Source organism: Methylobacter marinus A45 (assembly GCF_000383855.1).
GTDB classification, from domain to species: Bacteria; Pseudomonadota; Gammaproteobacteria; order Methylococcales; family Methylomonadaceae; genus Methylobacter; species Methylobacter marinus.
In genome coordinates this window covers 2,972,382-2,987,077 of the sequence record NZ_KB912877.1, presented here as the reverse complement: position 1 = coordinate 2,987,077, position 14,696 = coordinate 2,972,382, and the positions used below count along the sequence as shown (strand labels likewise).

15 protein-coding genes are annotated in these 14,696 nt (G+C 52.4%); 5 read left to right on the top strand and 10 right to left on the bottom strand.

The genetic code is table 11. The annotated features are described in order from the left end of the window. Positions 1-54: 54 nt before the first annotated feature. The 3 genes from METMA_RS0114135 (at position 55) to METMA_RS0114125 (ending at position 3,544) form a co-directional block, all read left to right on the top strand. Entirely contained in the window at positions 55-1,410 is a 1,356-nt protein-coding gene (locus tag METMA_RS0114135; RefSeq protein ID WP_020159746.1) for an HlyD family type I secretion periplasmic adaptor subunit, read from the top strand. Between the two features lie 70 nt (positions 1,411-1,480). Beyond that, complete coding sequence (locus tag METMA_RS0114130) at positions 1,481-2,131, top strand: helix-turn-helix transcriptional regulator (protein ID WP_036250957.1); 651 nt, start codon at positions 1,481-1,483, stop codon at positions 2,129-2,131. A 60-nt stretch (positions 2,132-2,191) separates the two neighbouring features. Beyond that, a complete protein-coding gene (locus tag METMA_RS0114125) occupies positions 2,192-3,544 on the top strand; it encodes a TolC family outer membrane protein (protein WP_020159744.1) in 1,353 nt (450 codons plus the stop codon). Between the two features lie 90 nt (positions 3,545-3,634). On the opposite strand, the gene METMA_RS0114120 is transcribed toward METMA_RS0114125, so the two are convergent. From METMA_RS0114120 to METMA_RS0114105, 4 genes are all read right to left on the bottom strand, one after another. Continuing rightward, positions 3,635-4,354, bottom strand: coding sequence for a M48 family metallopeptidase (locus tag METMA_RS0114120; protein WP_020159743.1), 720 nt, complete (start codon positions 4,352-4,354; stop codon positions 3,635-3,637). 15 nt (positions 4,355-4,369) lie between these two features. Beyond that, a complete protein-coding gene (locus METMA_RS0114115; protein WP_232216359.1) occupies positions 4,370-5,011 on the bottom strand; it encodes a transglutaminase-like cysteine peptidase in 642 nt (213 codons plus the stop codon). 276 nt (positions 5,012-5,287) lie between these two features. Next, a complete protein-coding gene (locus tag METMA_RS0114110) occupies positions 5,288-7,261 on the bottom strand; it encodes a bifunctional diguanylate cyclase/phosphodiesterase (RefSeq protein WP_020159741.1) in 1,974 nt (657 codons plus the stop codon). A 33-nt stretch (positions 7,262-7,294) separates the two neighbouring features. After that, positions 7,295-7,690 (bottom strand): group II truncated hemoglobin, encoded by a 396-nt coding sequence (locus METMA_RS0114105; RefSeq protein WP_020159740.1) that lies wholly within the window; start codon positions 7,688-7,690, stop codon positions 7,295-7,297. 134 nt (positions 7,691-7,824) lie between these two features. On the opposite strand from METMA_RS0114105, the gene METMA_RS0114100 reads away from it, so the two are divergent. Both METMA_RS0114100 and METMA_RS0114095 read left to right on the top strand, forming a co-directional pair. Beyond that, positions 7,825-8,493 (top strand): Bax inhibitor-1/YccA family protein, encoded by a 669-nt coding sequence (locus tag METMA_RS0114100; protein WP_020159739.1) that lies wholly within the window; start codon positions 7,825-7,827, stop codon positions 8,491-8,493. Then, entirely contained in the window at positions 8,480-9,097 is a 618-nt protein-coding gene (locus tag METMA_RS0114095) for a nuclear transport factor 2 family protein (RefSeq protein WP_020159738.1), read from the top strand. The genes METMA_RS0114100 and METMA_RS0114095 overlap by 14 nt, the downstream gene beginning before the upstream one ends. Positions 9,098-9,457: 360 nt before the next feature. Here the strand turns inward: METMA_RS0114095 and METMA_RS0114090 are convergent, their stop codons facing one another. The 6 genes from METMA_RS0114090 to flhF all read right to left on the bottom strand — a co-directional run bounded on the left by METMA_RS0114090 (position 9,458) and on the right by flhF (position 14,682). Continuing rightward, positions 9,458-9,862, bottom strand: coding sequence for a DUF2802 domain-containing protein (locus METMA_RS0114090; RefSeq protein WP_020159737.1), 405 nt, complete (start codon positions 9,860-9,862; stop codon positions 9,458-9,460). A gap of 178 nt (positions 9,863-10,040) precedes the next feature. Continuing rightward, on the bottom strand, positions 10,041-10,895 hold the full coding sequence (gene motD / locus METMA_RS0114080; protein WP_020159735.1) for a flagellar motor protein MotD: 855 nt from the start codon (positions 10,893-10,895) through the stop codon (positions 10,041-10,043). A gap of 2 nt (positions 10,896-10,897) precedes the next feature. Beyond that, complete coding sequence (locus METMA_RS0114075; protein WP_020159734.1) at positions 10,898-11,653, bottom strand: flagellar motor protein; 756 nt, start codon at positions 11,651-11,653, stop codon at positions 10,898-10,900. A 23-nt stretch (positions 11,654-11,676) separates the two neighbouring features. Further along, the gene (locus tag METMA_RS0114070) at positions 11,677-12,399 is read right to left on the bottom strand and encodes an RNA polymerase sigma factor FliA (RefSeq protein WP_020159733.1); all 723 of its coding nucleotides are present in this window, start codon (positions 12,397-12,399) and stop codon (positions 11,677-11,679) included. Positions 12,400-12,410: 11 nt separating this feature from the next. After that, positions 12,411-13,244: a MinD/ParA family protein gene (locus METMA_RS0114065; RefSeq protein ID WP_020159732.1), complete on the bottom strand. Its 834-nt coding sequence runs from the start codon at positions 13,242-13,244 to the stop codon at positions 12,411-12,413. A gap of 31 nt (positions 13,245-13,275) precedes the next feature. Beyond that, complete coding sequence (gene flhF, locus METMA_RS0114060; protein ID WP_020159731.1) at positions 13,276-14,682, bottom strand: flagellar biosynthesis protein FlhF; 1,407 nt, start codon at positions 14,680-14,682, stop codon at positions 13,276-13,278. Positions 14,683-14,696: the final 14 nt, after the last annotated feature.

The following is a 14,696-nucleotide window of genomic DNA, read 5'->3' as shown; positions in this document are numbered from 1 at the left end:
ACCGTCGGCTACACAACAGCGCAAGCGCCACGAACAAAGCAGCGATCCATAATAATGATAAAAAAATTATCCGAACTGATCTCAAAGCAACACCAATTATCGGAAGATAAGGATTTTCTTACCGACGTGAATGAAGCGAACCTGTACGGCGCCTCAATTCACAGTCATCTTATTTTATGGCTGACCTTTCTGTTCGTCGTGACCGCCTTGATATGGGCCAACTATGCCGCATTGGATGAAGTCACCCGCGGCGCCGGAAAAATCATCCCGTCCAGCCATATCCAGGTCGTGCAAAATCTGGAAGGCGGCATACTTTCGGAGATCCTGGTCAAGGAAGGCGATCTGGTTGAAAAAGGCCAGGCGCTGTTGCAACTGGACGAAGTGCGCTTTGCCTCCTCATTCAATGAAACCAAGCTGAAGTATTATGAACTTTTAGCCAATGCCGCCCGCTTGACTGCTGAAACGACAGGGCAGCCGTTGAAAATGCCGCAGGAAGTCATCGACAATTACCCGAGTTTCGCCGAACACACCCGCCAACTCTATGACGCCAGAAAATCCGAACTGGAGGCGAATATCCGGATATTGCAGCAACAAGTCGTGCAAAAGGAACAGGAACTGGTTGAACTTAAATCAAAGCAGAACCAGATCGCGCGCAGTTATCAGATGCTGAAGAAGGAAATGGACATGTCAGAACCGCTCGTTGCCCAGGGCGCGATGTCCGAAGTCGAACTGCTCCGACTGAAACGCAGCGCCAATGACTTGAATGGCGAACTAAGCTCCGCTCGACTGGCCATACCGCGACTGCAAGCGTCTCTGGCTGAAACCAAAAACAAGCTCAGCGAACAAAAAATCCGCTTTCAAGCTGACGCAATGAAGCAACTTAACGAAACCAAATCGGAACTGGACAGAACGTCCGAGTCGGTGCTGGCGCTGAAGGACCGGGTGACCCGGACCCGCATCCTCTCCCCGTTAAAAGGCACGGTCAAACAACTGAAAGTCACGACCATCGGCGGCGTTATCCAGCCCGGGATGGACCTGGTGGAAATTGTCCCTGTGGACGATCAATTGCTGGTGGAAGCGGAAATCAGGCCGGCCGACATTGCCTTTCTGCGCCCGGGCCAGGATGCCATGGTCAAATTAAGCGCTTATGACTTTTCCATTTACGGCGGCCTGGACGCAAAACTTGAACATATCAGTGCCGATACTATTATTAATGAGCAAGATAAAAAAAGTTATTACCAGATCCGTCTGAGAACGACTAAAAACCACCTCGAAAAAAATGGCGAAACGCTCAACATTATTGCCGGCATGAATGCCGACGTCGATATTTTAACCGGCAAGAAAACCGTTTTGGACTATTTACTCAAACCCATATTAAAAGCCAGGCAACGCGCACTTCGGGAACGCTGATAACTATTAGTCATACCCTGTTATCGACTATATACATAATATTAATAATAGGGATCAAGGATACATTTAAGTGGCGAATATATTAATTCTATCAATTAATCCTATTTTAGCGGATCAATGGAAAACAATACTTTCAGAGGAACATAAGATTAATATAGTCGATACTATTAACCATGCTATCGGCCATATCCCGATGAATCCGACCGATATTCTCATTATCGACGCCGATGCAGCAGGTTTTGATACCGATACTACGGCGCTTGCGCAAATTCTGAATACGGCCTTAAAAGCGCTGATTATCGGCCGCGACTGGCCTGAAGACCAACAAATACATGCCTTGATCTCAGGTTTTTCAGGCTATTGCGAGTATGATGCAGCTGCCGATCAGCTGCTAAAAGCAACGAACAGCCTGTTAAAAGGCGATATCTGGATCCAACGGCATTTAGTTCCCAAAGTCATCGGACACTTGATCGAACTGACTAACGCCCAAACCATTCAATCCGAAAAAACAACACCCGCCCATAATAACTTGCAAACGCTGACACACCGGGAACTGGATGTTGCCAAAATGATACGCGCCGGAGAAAGCAATAAAACGATTGCTTCTTTACTCAATATTTCAGAACGTACCGTGAAAGCCCATTTAACTTCCATATTTCAAAAACTTGAAGTTCAAGACCGACTGCACCTTGCCGTATTACTGAAAGAAATAATCCAATAATATAAATAATAAAAAATAATAACTATATAACGAGACAAAATATTTTAATCAGGAGTAAATATGAAGTTTAAATCAGGCATAACCGGATTGATTGCCGGCATCGCATTGTCATCACCGGTTGCGGCACAGTCGCTCCAGGAAGCCGTACAACAAACCATCAACGAAAATCCGGAAATTCAGTCCGCCAAGGATGAGCGACTGGCCGTGGAACAGGAAATCGATCAGGCCAGAGCCAGCTATTTCCCTACCGTGGACCTGGCCGCCGGTTATGGATTCGAACAGTCCAACAACCCGTCCACGCGCGCCCGCATATCCGGGACGCCTTTATTCAGATCAAACCAGCAACAAGGCACGGTTCAGTACGGCCGTGAAGAAGCCTCCCTGCAGATACGGCAAATGCTTTTTGACGGATTGGCCACTCCCAACGAAGTGGCAAGACAGGAAGCCAGAACCAACGCCAAGGCCTACAATGTCTTCGGCCGATCGGAAATCACCGCCCTCAAGGCGGTTGAAGCTTATCTGAATGTGTTGCGCCGGGAAGAGTTGCTGAAACTCGCCCAGGAGAATCTGGTCGTCCATGCCAGAACCAATGACCAGATCACCTTGCGCAGCGAGCAAGGCATCGGCAAAAGAGCGGATATCGAACAGTCCACCGGCCGTTTATCGTTGGCGGAAACCAATGTACGCGCCGAGGAAGGCAACCTGAAGGATGCCAAAACAGCCTTTTTGCGCGTCGTGGGCGCATTGCCCGGACAACTTGAGACGCCGGCAGACCCGAACACCCTGCTGCCGGCAAGCATTGACGAGGCCATTGAGAAGGCCGTGGAAAATCATCCCATCTTAAAGTCGGCCAATGCCGATATCGAATCAGCCGTCTCCCAACATGAGACGGCTAGGGCCGCTTATATGCCACGTGTTGATTTCGAGGGCGGCGGCTCCTACAACAACAATCTGGACGGCATTCCCGGTAAGAACGAGGACTTGACCGCCATGTTGCGCCTTAGATACAACCTGTTCAATGGCGGCAAGGATTTGGCCAGGCGCAAGGAAACCGCGCACTTGATCGCTCAATCAAAGGATATCAGGGATAACACCTATCGGCAGGTGGTTGAAAGCATGCGGTTATCCTGGGTTGCCCATCAGACGGTCAAGGACCAGCTGACGTTCTTTAAAAACCATAGGGACTCAAGCATCAAGGCGCTTGAAGCATATCAGCTGCAATTCAATATCGGTCAACGCACATTGCTGGATTTACTGGATTCCGCCAATGAGATGTTTATCGCCAAAAGCGCTTATACCAATGCCTTATATGACGAATTATTTGCCGCCTATCGCATTTTGGCCAGCATGGGTGGTCTGAATCAATCCTTAGGCGTGACACTGCCGCCAGAGACCATTCCCCTGGAAAAATAAGCCTCAAAGGCGCTGTGAGCGCCTTTTAACTTTGCCGACGCCGGGATACAGCCCCGCCGCCGGTTAAGTTATCCCCGGCAAGCTGTTAAATTACAGCCCCATCATCAGATGACTGCCGTGTTTTTTCAGCCAATGCCGATGTTGCTGGTAGCCGGGCAAATGCTCGGCCACCAGGGCCCAAAAATGCCTGGAATGATTTTTTTCCTGAATATGGCAAAGCTCATGAACGACCACATATTCCAGCACTTCGGGCGGCGCCATGATCAACAGCCAATTGATATTGATGTCATTATGGATGCCGCAACTGCCCCAGCGGCTTTTTTGAGTCTTGATCCTGATTGAGCGCGGAAACAGCTGCCGTCTGCCGGCATGTTCACTGACCAGCCGCTGCACATGCAATTTTGATGTCGCCATCATCCAGCGGATCAGGGCCTTCCTGATGTCGTCGCCATGCTCTTTGACAAGTAATGCCTCAGGAACATGCGCGATAAACGCATCTGAAAACTCTATTTTGACCTTTTTTAAGGCCGACGGCCTGACCGCCAATGGATACTGTTTCCCCTGAAACGGGATATCGACGCCATGCTTATAATCAGATGGAGCCCGGCGACTGTACAGGGCGCTTTTAACCTCCATGTTTGCCAGAGTCTGCACAATCCACTGCCGCTTTTCCTGAACAAATTGCTCGATGCGCAGAGGCGAGGCTTTTACCGGCGCGACGACTTCAACCTTGCCGGGCGTTACAACGATGCGTACACGGGTCGCGCGCTGGCTGTGACGGATATGATAAGAAAATGGCGGATTAGACACTAATAGCTCCCTAAATTACAGCGGGTTATTCATCATTCTTTGTTTAAGCCTGGTCCACAAATCCAATCGGTCCGAGCCGCCCACGCGCTGGCCGGCGCCCCTGGCTTTGGCCAGCCATAAGCCGGCTCCGTTAAAACTGTAGACAGGCAATAAATCGGTTCTTTTGGTCGCCGGCTCGATGGTCGGCACCAAATTATCCAGCACCACCGGCACGGCCCTTGGGGTAGCAAAATACGTCAGCACCATGTGTGCCTGATTGAGTTTATAGGCTTTTACATAGGTAATACGCATTTTATCTTCATCGACGCCGAGTTCTTTCAGCGTGAAGTACTTGGCAATGGAATAATCCTCGCAATCGCCCGCGCCGGTCGCCAAAGCTTCGAGCGGTGTCGCCCAGTAATCCTCGACGCCCCAATGCAGGATATCATCGACAAACGCTATATTCTGATTAAAAAACTCGTTGACGCGTTGTAATTTCTCCTGATCCGGCAAGTCTTTCGCCGTCCGCACCAGCGTTTGCCACTGAATGATGCGCTGCCTTGCCGCCTCGCCATATTTGTTTTGTACCTGCCCTAGTAATTCGTCGCTAATTTCAAGCGTCGCTGCAACGGCGAACGCATATGACCAGCAAAGCAGCACTGCCGCTATTTTTTTCAATGGCGACCGCTTAAGCCCCGGCATCAGCGAAACCGCCGACACTCCGAATCGGGCCGGTTCACGGTCCGAAAAGCTGTAAACAGATCAATGCTCATAAATAACTCCCTGTGTTTCAATTATGGCGTGCTTGCCCGCCCGCGCCGCGACGGCCGACAGGCAAACTGCATATTAGTCAGATTTTCAATTGCGTACCTCGTCAAACAATAAACGCCGCCCTGTCATCACAAGCCCATATTGCGGCACGCGAAACACTCCGTCGTCTTCAAAACCGGCCTGTTATAGATGAACGATGCTGTCGGCGACGGGCACATATAATTTGCCGGCCTTATTTGGCTGTTTACCGCTGCCGCGGCTGGCACCGGCGATCCCCATTGATTTAATGGCGGCAAAATCTTCATCGGCATCAATATTTTCAGCCAATATACCGATGTCCAGCAATTGCCCCATCTCCTTCATGGCTTCGATAAAATCTCGTTTGCCCGGTTCGCGGCTGACGCCGTTGCCGAGATCTCTGGCCATGCGGATATAATCGGGTCTCAACGCCTTCGCCGTTTCCAGCGAGACGGATTGCGTATCGAACCGTTTCAGGATGACTTTGGCGCCATGCTCGTGGACAAACTTGATAAATTCCTTGAAAACCTTAACCTCTTTCGCGACCGCATAAGCGGAAATACTGAACACGAGCTGGGCCGAGACAGCCTGATGCCGGGCCAATTGCGCAGCCAGCCAGGCGCGGAAATCGCTGTTTTTTACCGTCCTGGTCGACACGTTTACCGCTATGGCATGCCGGATACGCCGCCCTTCAATATAAGCGAGGACTTTTTCAACAACGCCCTTATCCAGATCGACAATTTTCTCGAATTTCTCGGCGACAGAGACGAAAGTTCCGACAGGTATCGGCTGGCCATCAGCGGCCGATGCCCGAATAAACGCCTCGGTCATCAGTACTTGCCCGGTCAGGAAACTCTCTATCGGGTCGATGAATGAAACCGTATAGGCGTCATTATCGACGACATCGAAAACCAGCGACTTCCATTCCGCGATATCCTTGGCTTGATCGTCCCGCGTCCTGATAAAGTAGCTGTTGGCGCCGATCAACTTGGCTTGCTCAAACGCCTCATTGGCCGCCGCCAGCATGCCGGCGGTCGTGTCCAGGGGATTAAACGGCGCCACGCCGATATGGGCAATATCCGGTTGCCGGTATCGTGAGCCCAATTCGCTCAAGGACCGGCTCAATGCTTTTGCCATCTGTTCGACCTGTTGCGAATTGATATCCCTGGCCAGCAGGACAAATTCACCGCCAAAAAAATGATAGACTCCGGCGCCCCCTTCCGGCAATGTCGCCGCCAACTGTTTCAGACTGTTGGCGCAGTCCCGTAAAAAGCGATCGATGGCCTCGCTGTCCTTTTCCTTGGCCATCGCAGCCAGACCGTCCAGTTTTATCAGATAAATGAAAGCCTCGCCGTGCTCGGCCAATAAGCGCTTCATGTCCGTCTCGAAGCCGCATTTTTTGCTCAGGCCGGTGACATCGTCAAGTTGCAGTTTTTTACCCAATAATTCAAGCTTGGCATTCAGGTTTGTCACCACTTCGCCGATCTTTTTGGACATGGCGTTCATGGAACCGGCAACGGTCCTGACCTCGGTTGTCCAAGGCAACCGGTCCATGGTTTCATACTGCCCATCGGAAACCGCGAGCGCCAACTGACTGATTCTTTTTAACGGCAATAAAATAAACCGCAAGACGAGCATCAGTAAAACGCTGGACGCTATAAATGCCGCCATAGAATAATAGAATGCGCTTTGCGCCTGATGGTAAAGCTTAAGATAAGCATATCCCGGATTTACCGTGACCCGCAGGGTGCCGCCAATACTCCAGCCCGAGCTTATTTCGCTTTTCGCCGTGGCCGTCTCGATGGGCAGCATGGCGATAAACCAGCCCGGGACCTCTTCAAACACCTGATCATTAGTCAGGGTAACCAGTGGCCGGCCTTCCGCATTCACCAGTTTGAGCTCCTTGTAATACCCCATGTCGAAGATGGCGTTCATCATGGTTTCCATGACCGGATCGGTTTCATTGCTGATATATGGGCTCAGCGCCAGTCCTAGAGACGTGGCCGTATCCTGCGCATGCACTTCGGCTTCAATCTGCAGATAACTCCTCATGTTACCGACACTAATGACGAAATTGACGCTGAAAATCATCAAAAACAGCGCCGATATCAGTATGAATAGTTGTTTGGATAAAGTCATGTGCCTGGCCTTGGGTGCCCCCTACCTTGACCGTCAATCATACTGATTAATCATGTGAGTGGCCAGTTGTTGTAGCGCCTGACTTAAACTGTCCCTGAAATGGGCATCCATGGGCATTTCGTTCAAGGCCTTATTCATGCATAACATCCATTGATCCCTTTCGGCGGCGCCTATGGCAAAAGGAAAATGCCGCTGCCGCAGGCGCGGATGCCCATACTGCTGCATAAACAGATCGGGGCCGCCCAACCAGCCCGATAGAAACTTGAACAATTTATCGCGGGCTCCCGACAAGCTCTTTGCATGCATGGCTCTGATGCCTGCCGCTTCCGGCAGGGTATCCATGAAAAAATAAAAACGATCGACTAAACTTAATAGTGCGTTTTCACCACCGATAAGCTCATAGGGCGTTTTTTGCAGTGTATCTGTCATTATTCAACTCTGAAAATTACTATGCTTATAAACCAATATCTTACTCAATTTTTGTTACCGACATCGCGAAACTCTTGTAAGATTTGAAGGTCTTCCTGTATTGTTAACCTTTTATTTTAAGGAATCCAAGTAATATGAAATTAAATACCGCTGTTTCCCGACCGGAAGCCAGTATACTGGCGACCAATAAGATGCTGAAAAACACTTATTTGTTATTGTCGATGACATTGCTTTTCAGTGCATTGACAGCCGGGGCATCGATGTTGCTGAATTTGCCGCACCCTGGCATGATCATTACCTTAGTGGGCTATTTCGGCCTGTTGTTTCTGACGGAGAAATTCAGAAACAGCGGCCTGGGCCTGGTTTTTGTTTTTGCCTTAACCGGCTTCATGGGCTTAACGCTCGGCCCTATTTTGAACATGTATCTTCAAGCCTTCAGCAACGGCCATGAGTTGATCATGACCGCGCTAGGCGGCACGGGCGTCATCTTTCTGGGGCTCTCAGGCTATGCCTTAACCACACGCAAGGATTTCAGTTTTCTTGGCGGCTTCCTGATGGTCGGCATCCTGGTCGCGTTTCTGGCTGGCATCGGCGCGATGGTCTTCTCCATGCCCGGCTTGTCCCTGGCCGTATCGGCGATGTTTATCCTGCTGATGTCCGGCATGATTCTGTTCCAGACCAGCGCCATCATACACGGCGGCGAAACCAACTATATTTCAGCCACCGTATCGTTGTATGTCTCTATCTACAACCTGTTCCTGAGCTTATTGCAACTGCTGGGCGTATTCAGTGGCGACGATTAAAACGTTGCTTGCCGCATTTACCCCAAGCGCAACGAAAAGTCCGGCTTATTTAGCCGGACTTTTTATTTTCCTGTCGCTACTTGCCGGCTGCCAGAGCCCGAAAACACCCGATGAGGTAACGACGGCATTCTGGGAAGCGCTGATAGACGACCAGCTTGGCGCGGCCAAAGGCTATGCCACACCGGCCAGCCGTGACCTGGTCGAGAGAGAACCGTACCTTGAGGAAGCGTCGGTGCAAACCGGCCAAATAGTCATCAACGGCACTGACGCCTCGGTGGAAACCGTCATTACCACTTCGGCCACCGATGAAACCGACAAAACCCTGACCTTTAACACCGTCCTGGCAAAGGAAAATGATCAATGGCAAGTTGACTACCAGCAAACCCTGATCAATATTTCGAACCAGCCGTTCAGCGGCATTATCAGAAGTCTGAAGGCGCTTGGCGATATCTTCAACAAGCAGTTGGAACAGCAGCTCCCGTTGATTGAAAAGCAGCTCGAGTCTTTCGGCCAGGAACTGGAGCGGCAACTGGATGAGTTCGGACGCCAACTGGAAAGACCCGCTCAGCCCGACAAACAATCGCCTTACCCCGGCACGATATAAACCGGTTTCTGACGTAAGCGAAGGCACGGCTATGCCGTCCTCAGCGTAGTGGCCTTGTTTTATGCGGATAACGGACGTAGGAGCGATGGCGGCGATTGGCCGGAAACGGCCTTAAAAGGAAGGGATACCGGTGGTTATTGTCAGCCTGATCCTTAGTGTACCTGAGTCAATTGTCTGCGTGACATCAGATGTTAGGGATTGGGCCATAAATCATTTCCCTGTTTAAACATAGGATGCGCCGACGACAGGAGACGCATCGTTCGTGAGCGATGCGCTTCGCTATGCCGCCTGGAGCGCCTACTTTTGGTCAGCGCATCCTATGCAAGATGCTAATTTCAATAAGTTATTTTTAACCAAACCCTAATTTTCAGAACCATGCAGGCGAATCAGCAAAGCCGCCTCATCATGGCTCAATCCGTAATTTCTCATTAACTCATTGACACTGGCGCCGCTGCGCACTTCATGCAGAATCCCGCTATAGGGATGCGCGGACTGATCGTTTTGCTGATGCCGGTCGTTTTGTTGCCGCTCGGCAAGCTGTGTTAATAAGTCACTCAGCTGTTTGTCATTGCTCGTTACCCGGCTATCCACGGTCAAGGCGGCAGAGCATAATCCGGCGATATCCTGGGTATTGCCCTGCACCATATTCGCCAGCACCTGATAATCGCGTTTCAGCCTCAAATAGACCCGCGCCAGCCAGACAAGCGCGCCGATAATAAGGGCGATGGCGATGCCCATGGCTATGAGAAGATAGTCAATCATCATATGGAAATATCAATATGTCGGGCCGGTTCAATCACCTGATCTTCCCTAGTGGGCTTTTCCTTGGACGGCGGTTGCTTCGCCGGCCGATCTTTTTTTTTATCCTGATCCGTTTTTAACACGGGACAAGAAGGCGCTACAGGCCGAATTTCTGTCATTCCGATCTCCTATTAATCTGCACTCAGGGTTTACTAACAGCGGCGGCGGCCGACGGCGCCAGATTCAACCATTTAGCCCGCTCCGCGTCACTCGCGCCATAGCGGGCAAAAGCCTGCGACACTAATAGCAGCACAACCCGCCGGTTTTTAAAACGACCCTCTTCTATTCGATTATCGCCGATAGGATGAAATTCGCCATAACCGGTTGCCGATAATCGAGCCGGCTCTATGCCCGCTTTAATCAGTTCCTGCACGACACGGGTGGCTCGCGCCGATGACAGTTCCCAATTCGACGGAAAGGCCATGGTAGCAATGGGAATCGTATCCGTGTGACCTTCCACATTGATTGCATTGGGTAAGGGCTTAATGACTTCGGCAGTCTTTTTCAGCACCGATATCGCCTTTTTGGATAATTTTGCCTCGCCGCTTGAAAACAGTAACTCACTGTTCATTTCCAGTTCTATCCAGTAGTCGCTCCTTTTGACCGATACCAGGTTGTCGTCGATAAACACGCGCAGAACGTCTTCAAGCTGCCCGGAAACCTGCTGCAAACGCCGTCTTTCCTTGAGAATCTCCTCGCTCAACGCCTGTCTTTTATCCGTTTCGGCAGTCGCAACATGGTCCAATGGGATAGGCTGAATGACGGTAGGCGGCGTGCCTGTCTGGATCGGCTCGAGCACATTGCCCTGCAGCGCTCTATTCGAAAAAGCGTCGTCCAGTGATTCGGACAGGGTCTTGTACTTGCCCTCGTTGACCGAGGAGATGGAATACATCACCACGAAAAAGGCGAACAATAAGGTGACAAAGTCGGCATAGGACACTATCCATCGTTCATGATTATTGGCCTCCTCCGGCGGTTTTCGCCTACGCCGTGCCATAGCTAGGTTCTGTTCGCGTCATGCAGATAACCGCTCAGTTTCAACTCGATATTTCGTGGATTCTCGCCCTCGGCGATAGCGATAATGCCTTCTATGATCATTTCACGGGCCAGCGTGGCCGCCAGAACATGCAACTTCAACTTGTGGGCAACGGGCAGGAAAATCAAATTGGCGGTTGCCACGCCATAGATAGTCGCGACAAAAGCCGTGGCAATGCCGGCACCCAGCAGCGCCGGTTCCGCCAGATTTTCCATCACATGGATCAAACCCATGACCGCGCCGATAATGCCGATGGTCGGGGCATAGCCTCCCATCGCCTCGAATAACCTGGCTGCCTGCAAATCCCTGTTCTCACTGGTCGTCATCTCTACTTCCAGGGTATCCCGTATCACTTCCGGCTCATTGCCGTCGACCAGAAGCTGCAGGCCTTTTTGGGTGAAAAGGTCTTTTTCGGCCGACATCACATTTTCCAGCCCCAGCAAGCCTTCCTTGCGCGCCAGCGTGCTCCAGCCCACTATCTTGGCAATTTGCCCTTTCAGATTCTGTTTTTCCGGCCTGAATACCCATAACGACATTTTGACGCTTCTGATAAAAACCGCCGGCGGAAACTGCAGCAACGTCGCCCCGGTCGTGCCGCCCAGCACGATAATGAAAGCGGGCCCATTCAACAGTGAACCGATATGGCCGCCATCGAGCAAATTACCCAGCAACAGTGCGCCGATGCCTACCAGAATGCCAATGATGCTTAAAATATCCATAAGTCTCTATACTTGCCGGCCCACTATCGGCAGTGATCCGTCAACCAGTCGGCCAGCCGGGCGCGCAATCTCAGCACAGCCTGCGCGCTGATCTGGCTGACCCGCGATTCGCTGAGATTCAATACCTCGCCGATCTCGCGCAGGTTCAGCTCTTCATCGTAATACAACGATATAACCAGCCGCTCGCGCTCGGGCAGCCCCATGATGGCGCTGGCCAGGGCGCGCCGAAAGCCGTCGCGGCTTAAACCGGCCAAGGGCTCTTCCGCCGAATTCGTCGACTCTTCCAGGAAATGATCGCCGGCCAGGGCCAGCTCCTCGGTGCTGAACACGCGGCAACTGACCGAATCCTGAAGAATGTGGTTGTACTCATCGATAGCGATGCCCAGATATCCGGCTACCTCGCTGTCCCGAGCCTCGCGGCCGGTGCGGCTCTCAACGGCCTGTATGGCCTCGACCACCTGACGGGCTTTTTTGTGCACGGAGCGCGGCGTCCAGTCGGAGCGCCTGACTTCATCGAGCATGGCACCCCGAATACGGATGCCGGCATAGGTATCGAAGCTGGCGCCCTGCGTCGCGTCATAGCCTTTGATGGCTTCCAGCAAGCCGACCATGCCGGCCTGGATCAGGTCATCGATTTGAATCGAAGCCGGCAGTTTATTCAATAAATGATAGGCAATGCGCTTGACCAGGGGCACATGCTGCATGACACGCTCATCGGTGCCGCCCGACTGTACCGAAGCGTACATTGCCGCTCTGTTCACGCGACATCCTCTTGCAGACCATACTGGATCATGCGTTCAATAAAGAACTCAAGATAACCGCCGGCCTGGGATTTCAACGGCCAAGCGTCAACATTCGCCGCTATCGCCTTCACGGCGAGCGCCGCCTTACTGCGCGGGAATGCCTCGACGACCGGGCTTTGCTTCTGAACGGATTTACGCAAGTATTCATCGTATGGAATGGCGCCCGCAAACTGCAGCGTCACATCCAGATAACGGTCGGTTACTTTGCTCAGTTTCTGGAACAGCGACTGGCCTTGCTGAATGGTTTGAACCATGTTCGCGATGACATGAAAATGGGACAGGCCGTAATCCCTGTTCAGCAGCTTGATAAACGCGTAGGCATCGGTCAGCGATGTCGGCTCATCGCAAACCATAACGATAATTTCCTGGCAGGCGCGCGCAAAATTGACCACGCTGGCCGAGATGCCGGCCGCCGTATCGACAATCAGCACGTCCAGATCCCGGTCGATTTCGCTGAACGCGCGGATCACGGACGCCTGCTCAATCGTGGACAGCTCGGACATTTTCTGGATGCCGGACGCGCCCGGGATAACCCGCAGTCCGGCCGGCCCCTCGAGCATGATGTCGTCCAGGGTTTTCTCGCCTGCCAGCACATGGGACAGGTTGTACTGCGGGTAGACGCCGAGCAGGATATCGACATTGGCCAGGCCCATATCGGCATCCAGCAAGGCGACCCGCCGTCCCATTCGGGACAGCGCGATGCCGAGATTGACCGACAGATTGGTTTTGCCTACGCCGCCCTTGCCGCTGGTGACGGCGATGACGCGCACGGGTTTCATGTATTTCATTTTCCTTATTCCGGCTGCTTGATCAGTTGGCTTATGCATAGCCTTGCGCCATCCATGCTTCGTGGTTGCTTCCATCAGTATAGTCATTTTCCGCGTTAAGCGCGGCCGCACAGTGCTCGATCAGCGACCGGGCATGCGGCCGGTGCATGTCTTCAGGCACTTGCTGGCCGTCGGCGATAAAAGCTATCGGCAGGTTCTGCTCTATGAGCGCGGAAATGGCGGAACCGACCGAAACGGCTTCATCAAGTTTAGTCAAAATACTGGCTTGCGGTTCGAAAACCTGAAAAGCGTTGATGATTTCATTCATGGCCCGGTATTCGGTCGCCGCCGACATGACCAGATACGATTTAATCGGCAGGCCGCTTTGCTGCAGCGTACTGATTTGCTCGACCAGCTTCATGCCGCGCTGGCTCATGCCGGCCGTATCGATCAGAATCAGGCGTTTGTCGGCAAAGCCGTTGATCAAATGGCGCAGGTCCTCGGCGCTGGAAGCCACGCGCACCGGCACCCCAAGAATGCGGCCATAGGTATTGATCTGTTCGTGGGCGCCGATACGGTAGTTATCGGTCGTGATCAAGGCGACCTGTCTGGCGCCATGCCTTAAAATAAACTTGGCGGCCAGTTTGGCGATGGTCGTGGTTTTGCCGACGCCGGTAGGACCGACTAAGGCGACGATGCCGCCGGATTCGAGCAGGTCGTCCTCGGCTATCGGCAGTATATCGGCCAGCATGGCCTGTGCTTGCTCAAAAGCCTGTTCGGCATCGTTATGACCGGACAGCTGGTTAGCCAGCCTGGCGCCCAGCTTTTTGGAAATGCCCATACCGTTCAGCCGTTGCAGCAAATCGGCTTTGACGGTATTAATTGGCGCGTTTTGCGGCCGGCTGATTTCGGCCAGCCGGCTGTCCAGCGCGGTTCTCAGGTATTTCAACTCCTTGTTCATCTCCATGAGCAGCTGATCGGACAGACTGCCCGGCTTTTCGGCGGCCTTAACCGCCGGGGCCGGCGAGGCTGGCGCTTCCCTGACTGCCGGCTTGGCGGCTTTCGGCGCGGGACTGGCTGGATTGCCGCGCAGCTGCGCTTTTTCCGCATAGCCGACATACTGGTCAACCGGGCGGTGCACAGGCCGATCGGATGTGAATCCGTCCCCACCCGGTTTTCTCGGGCTGGTTAAAATGTGCAGGCGTTTTTTTTCGGCTTCGAAATCAGGGAGGTCAGCGTTTTTGCTCTCGCGGACGGCAACTGCCGGCGCCGGTGGTTCATTCGCCTGTTTTTGCAGCTTGTTGTGGATCAACTGTTCGTCAAAATCGCGCGCGGCAATGATCTCGACGCCGCCGTCCACCGACCGGTTGGACATGATGACCGCATCCGCGCCCAACTCTTCCTTAACCATGCGCATGGCCTGGCGTATATCTGCTGCAAAAAAGCGTTTAATTTTCATTGTGCCCTCATCTG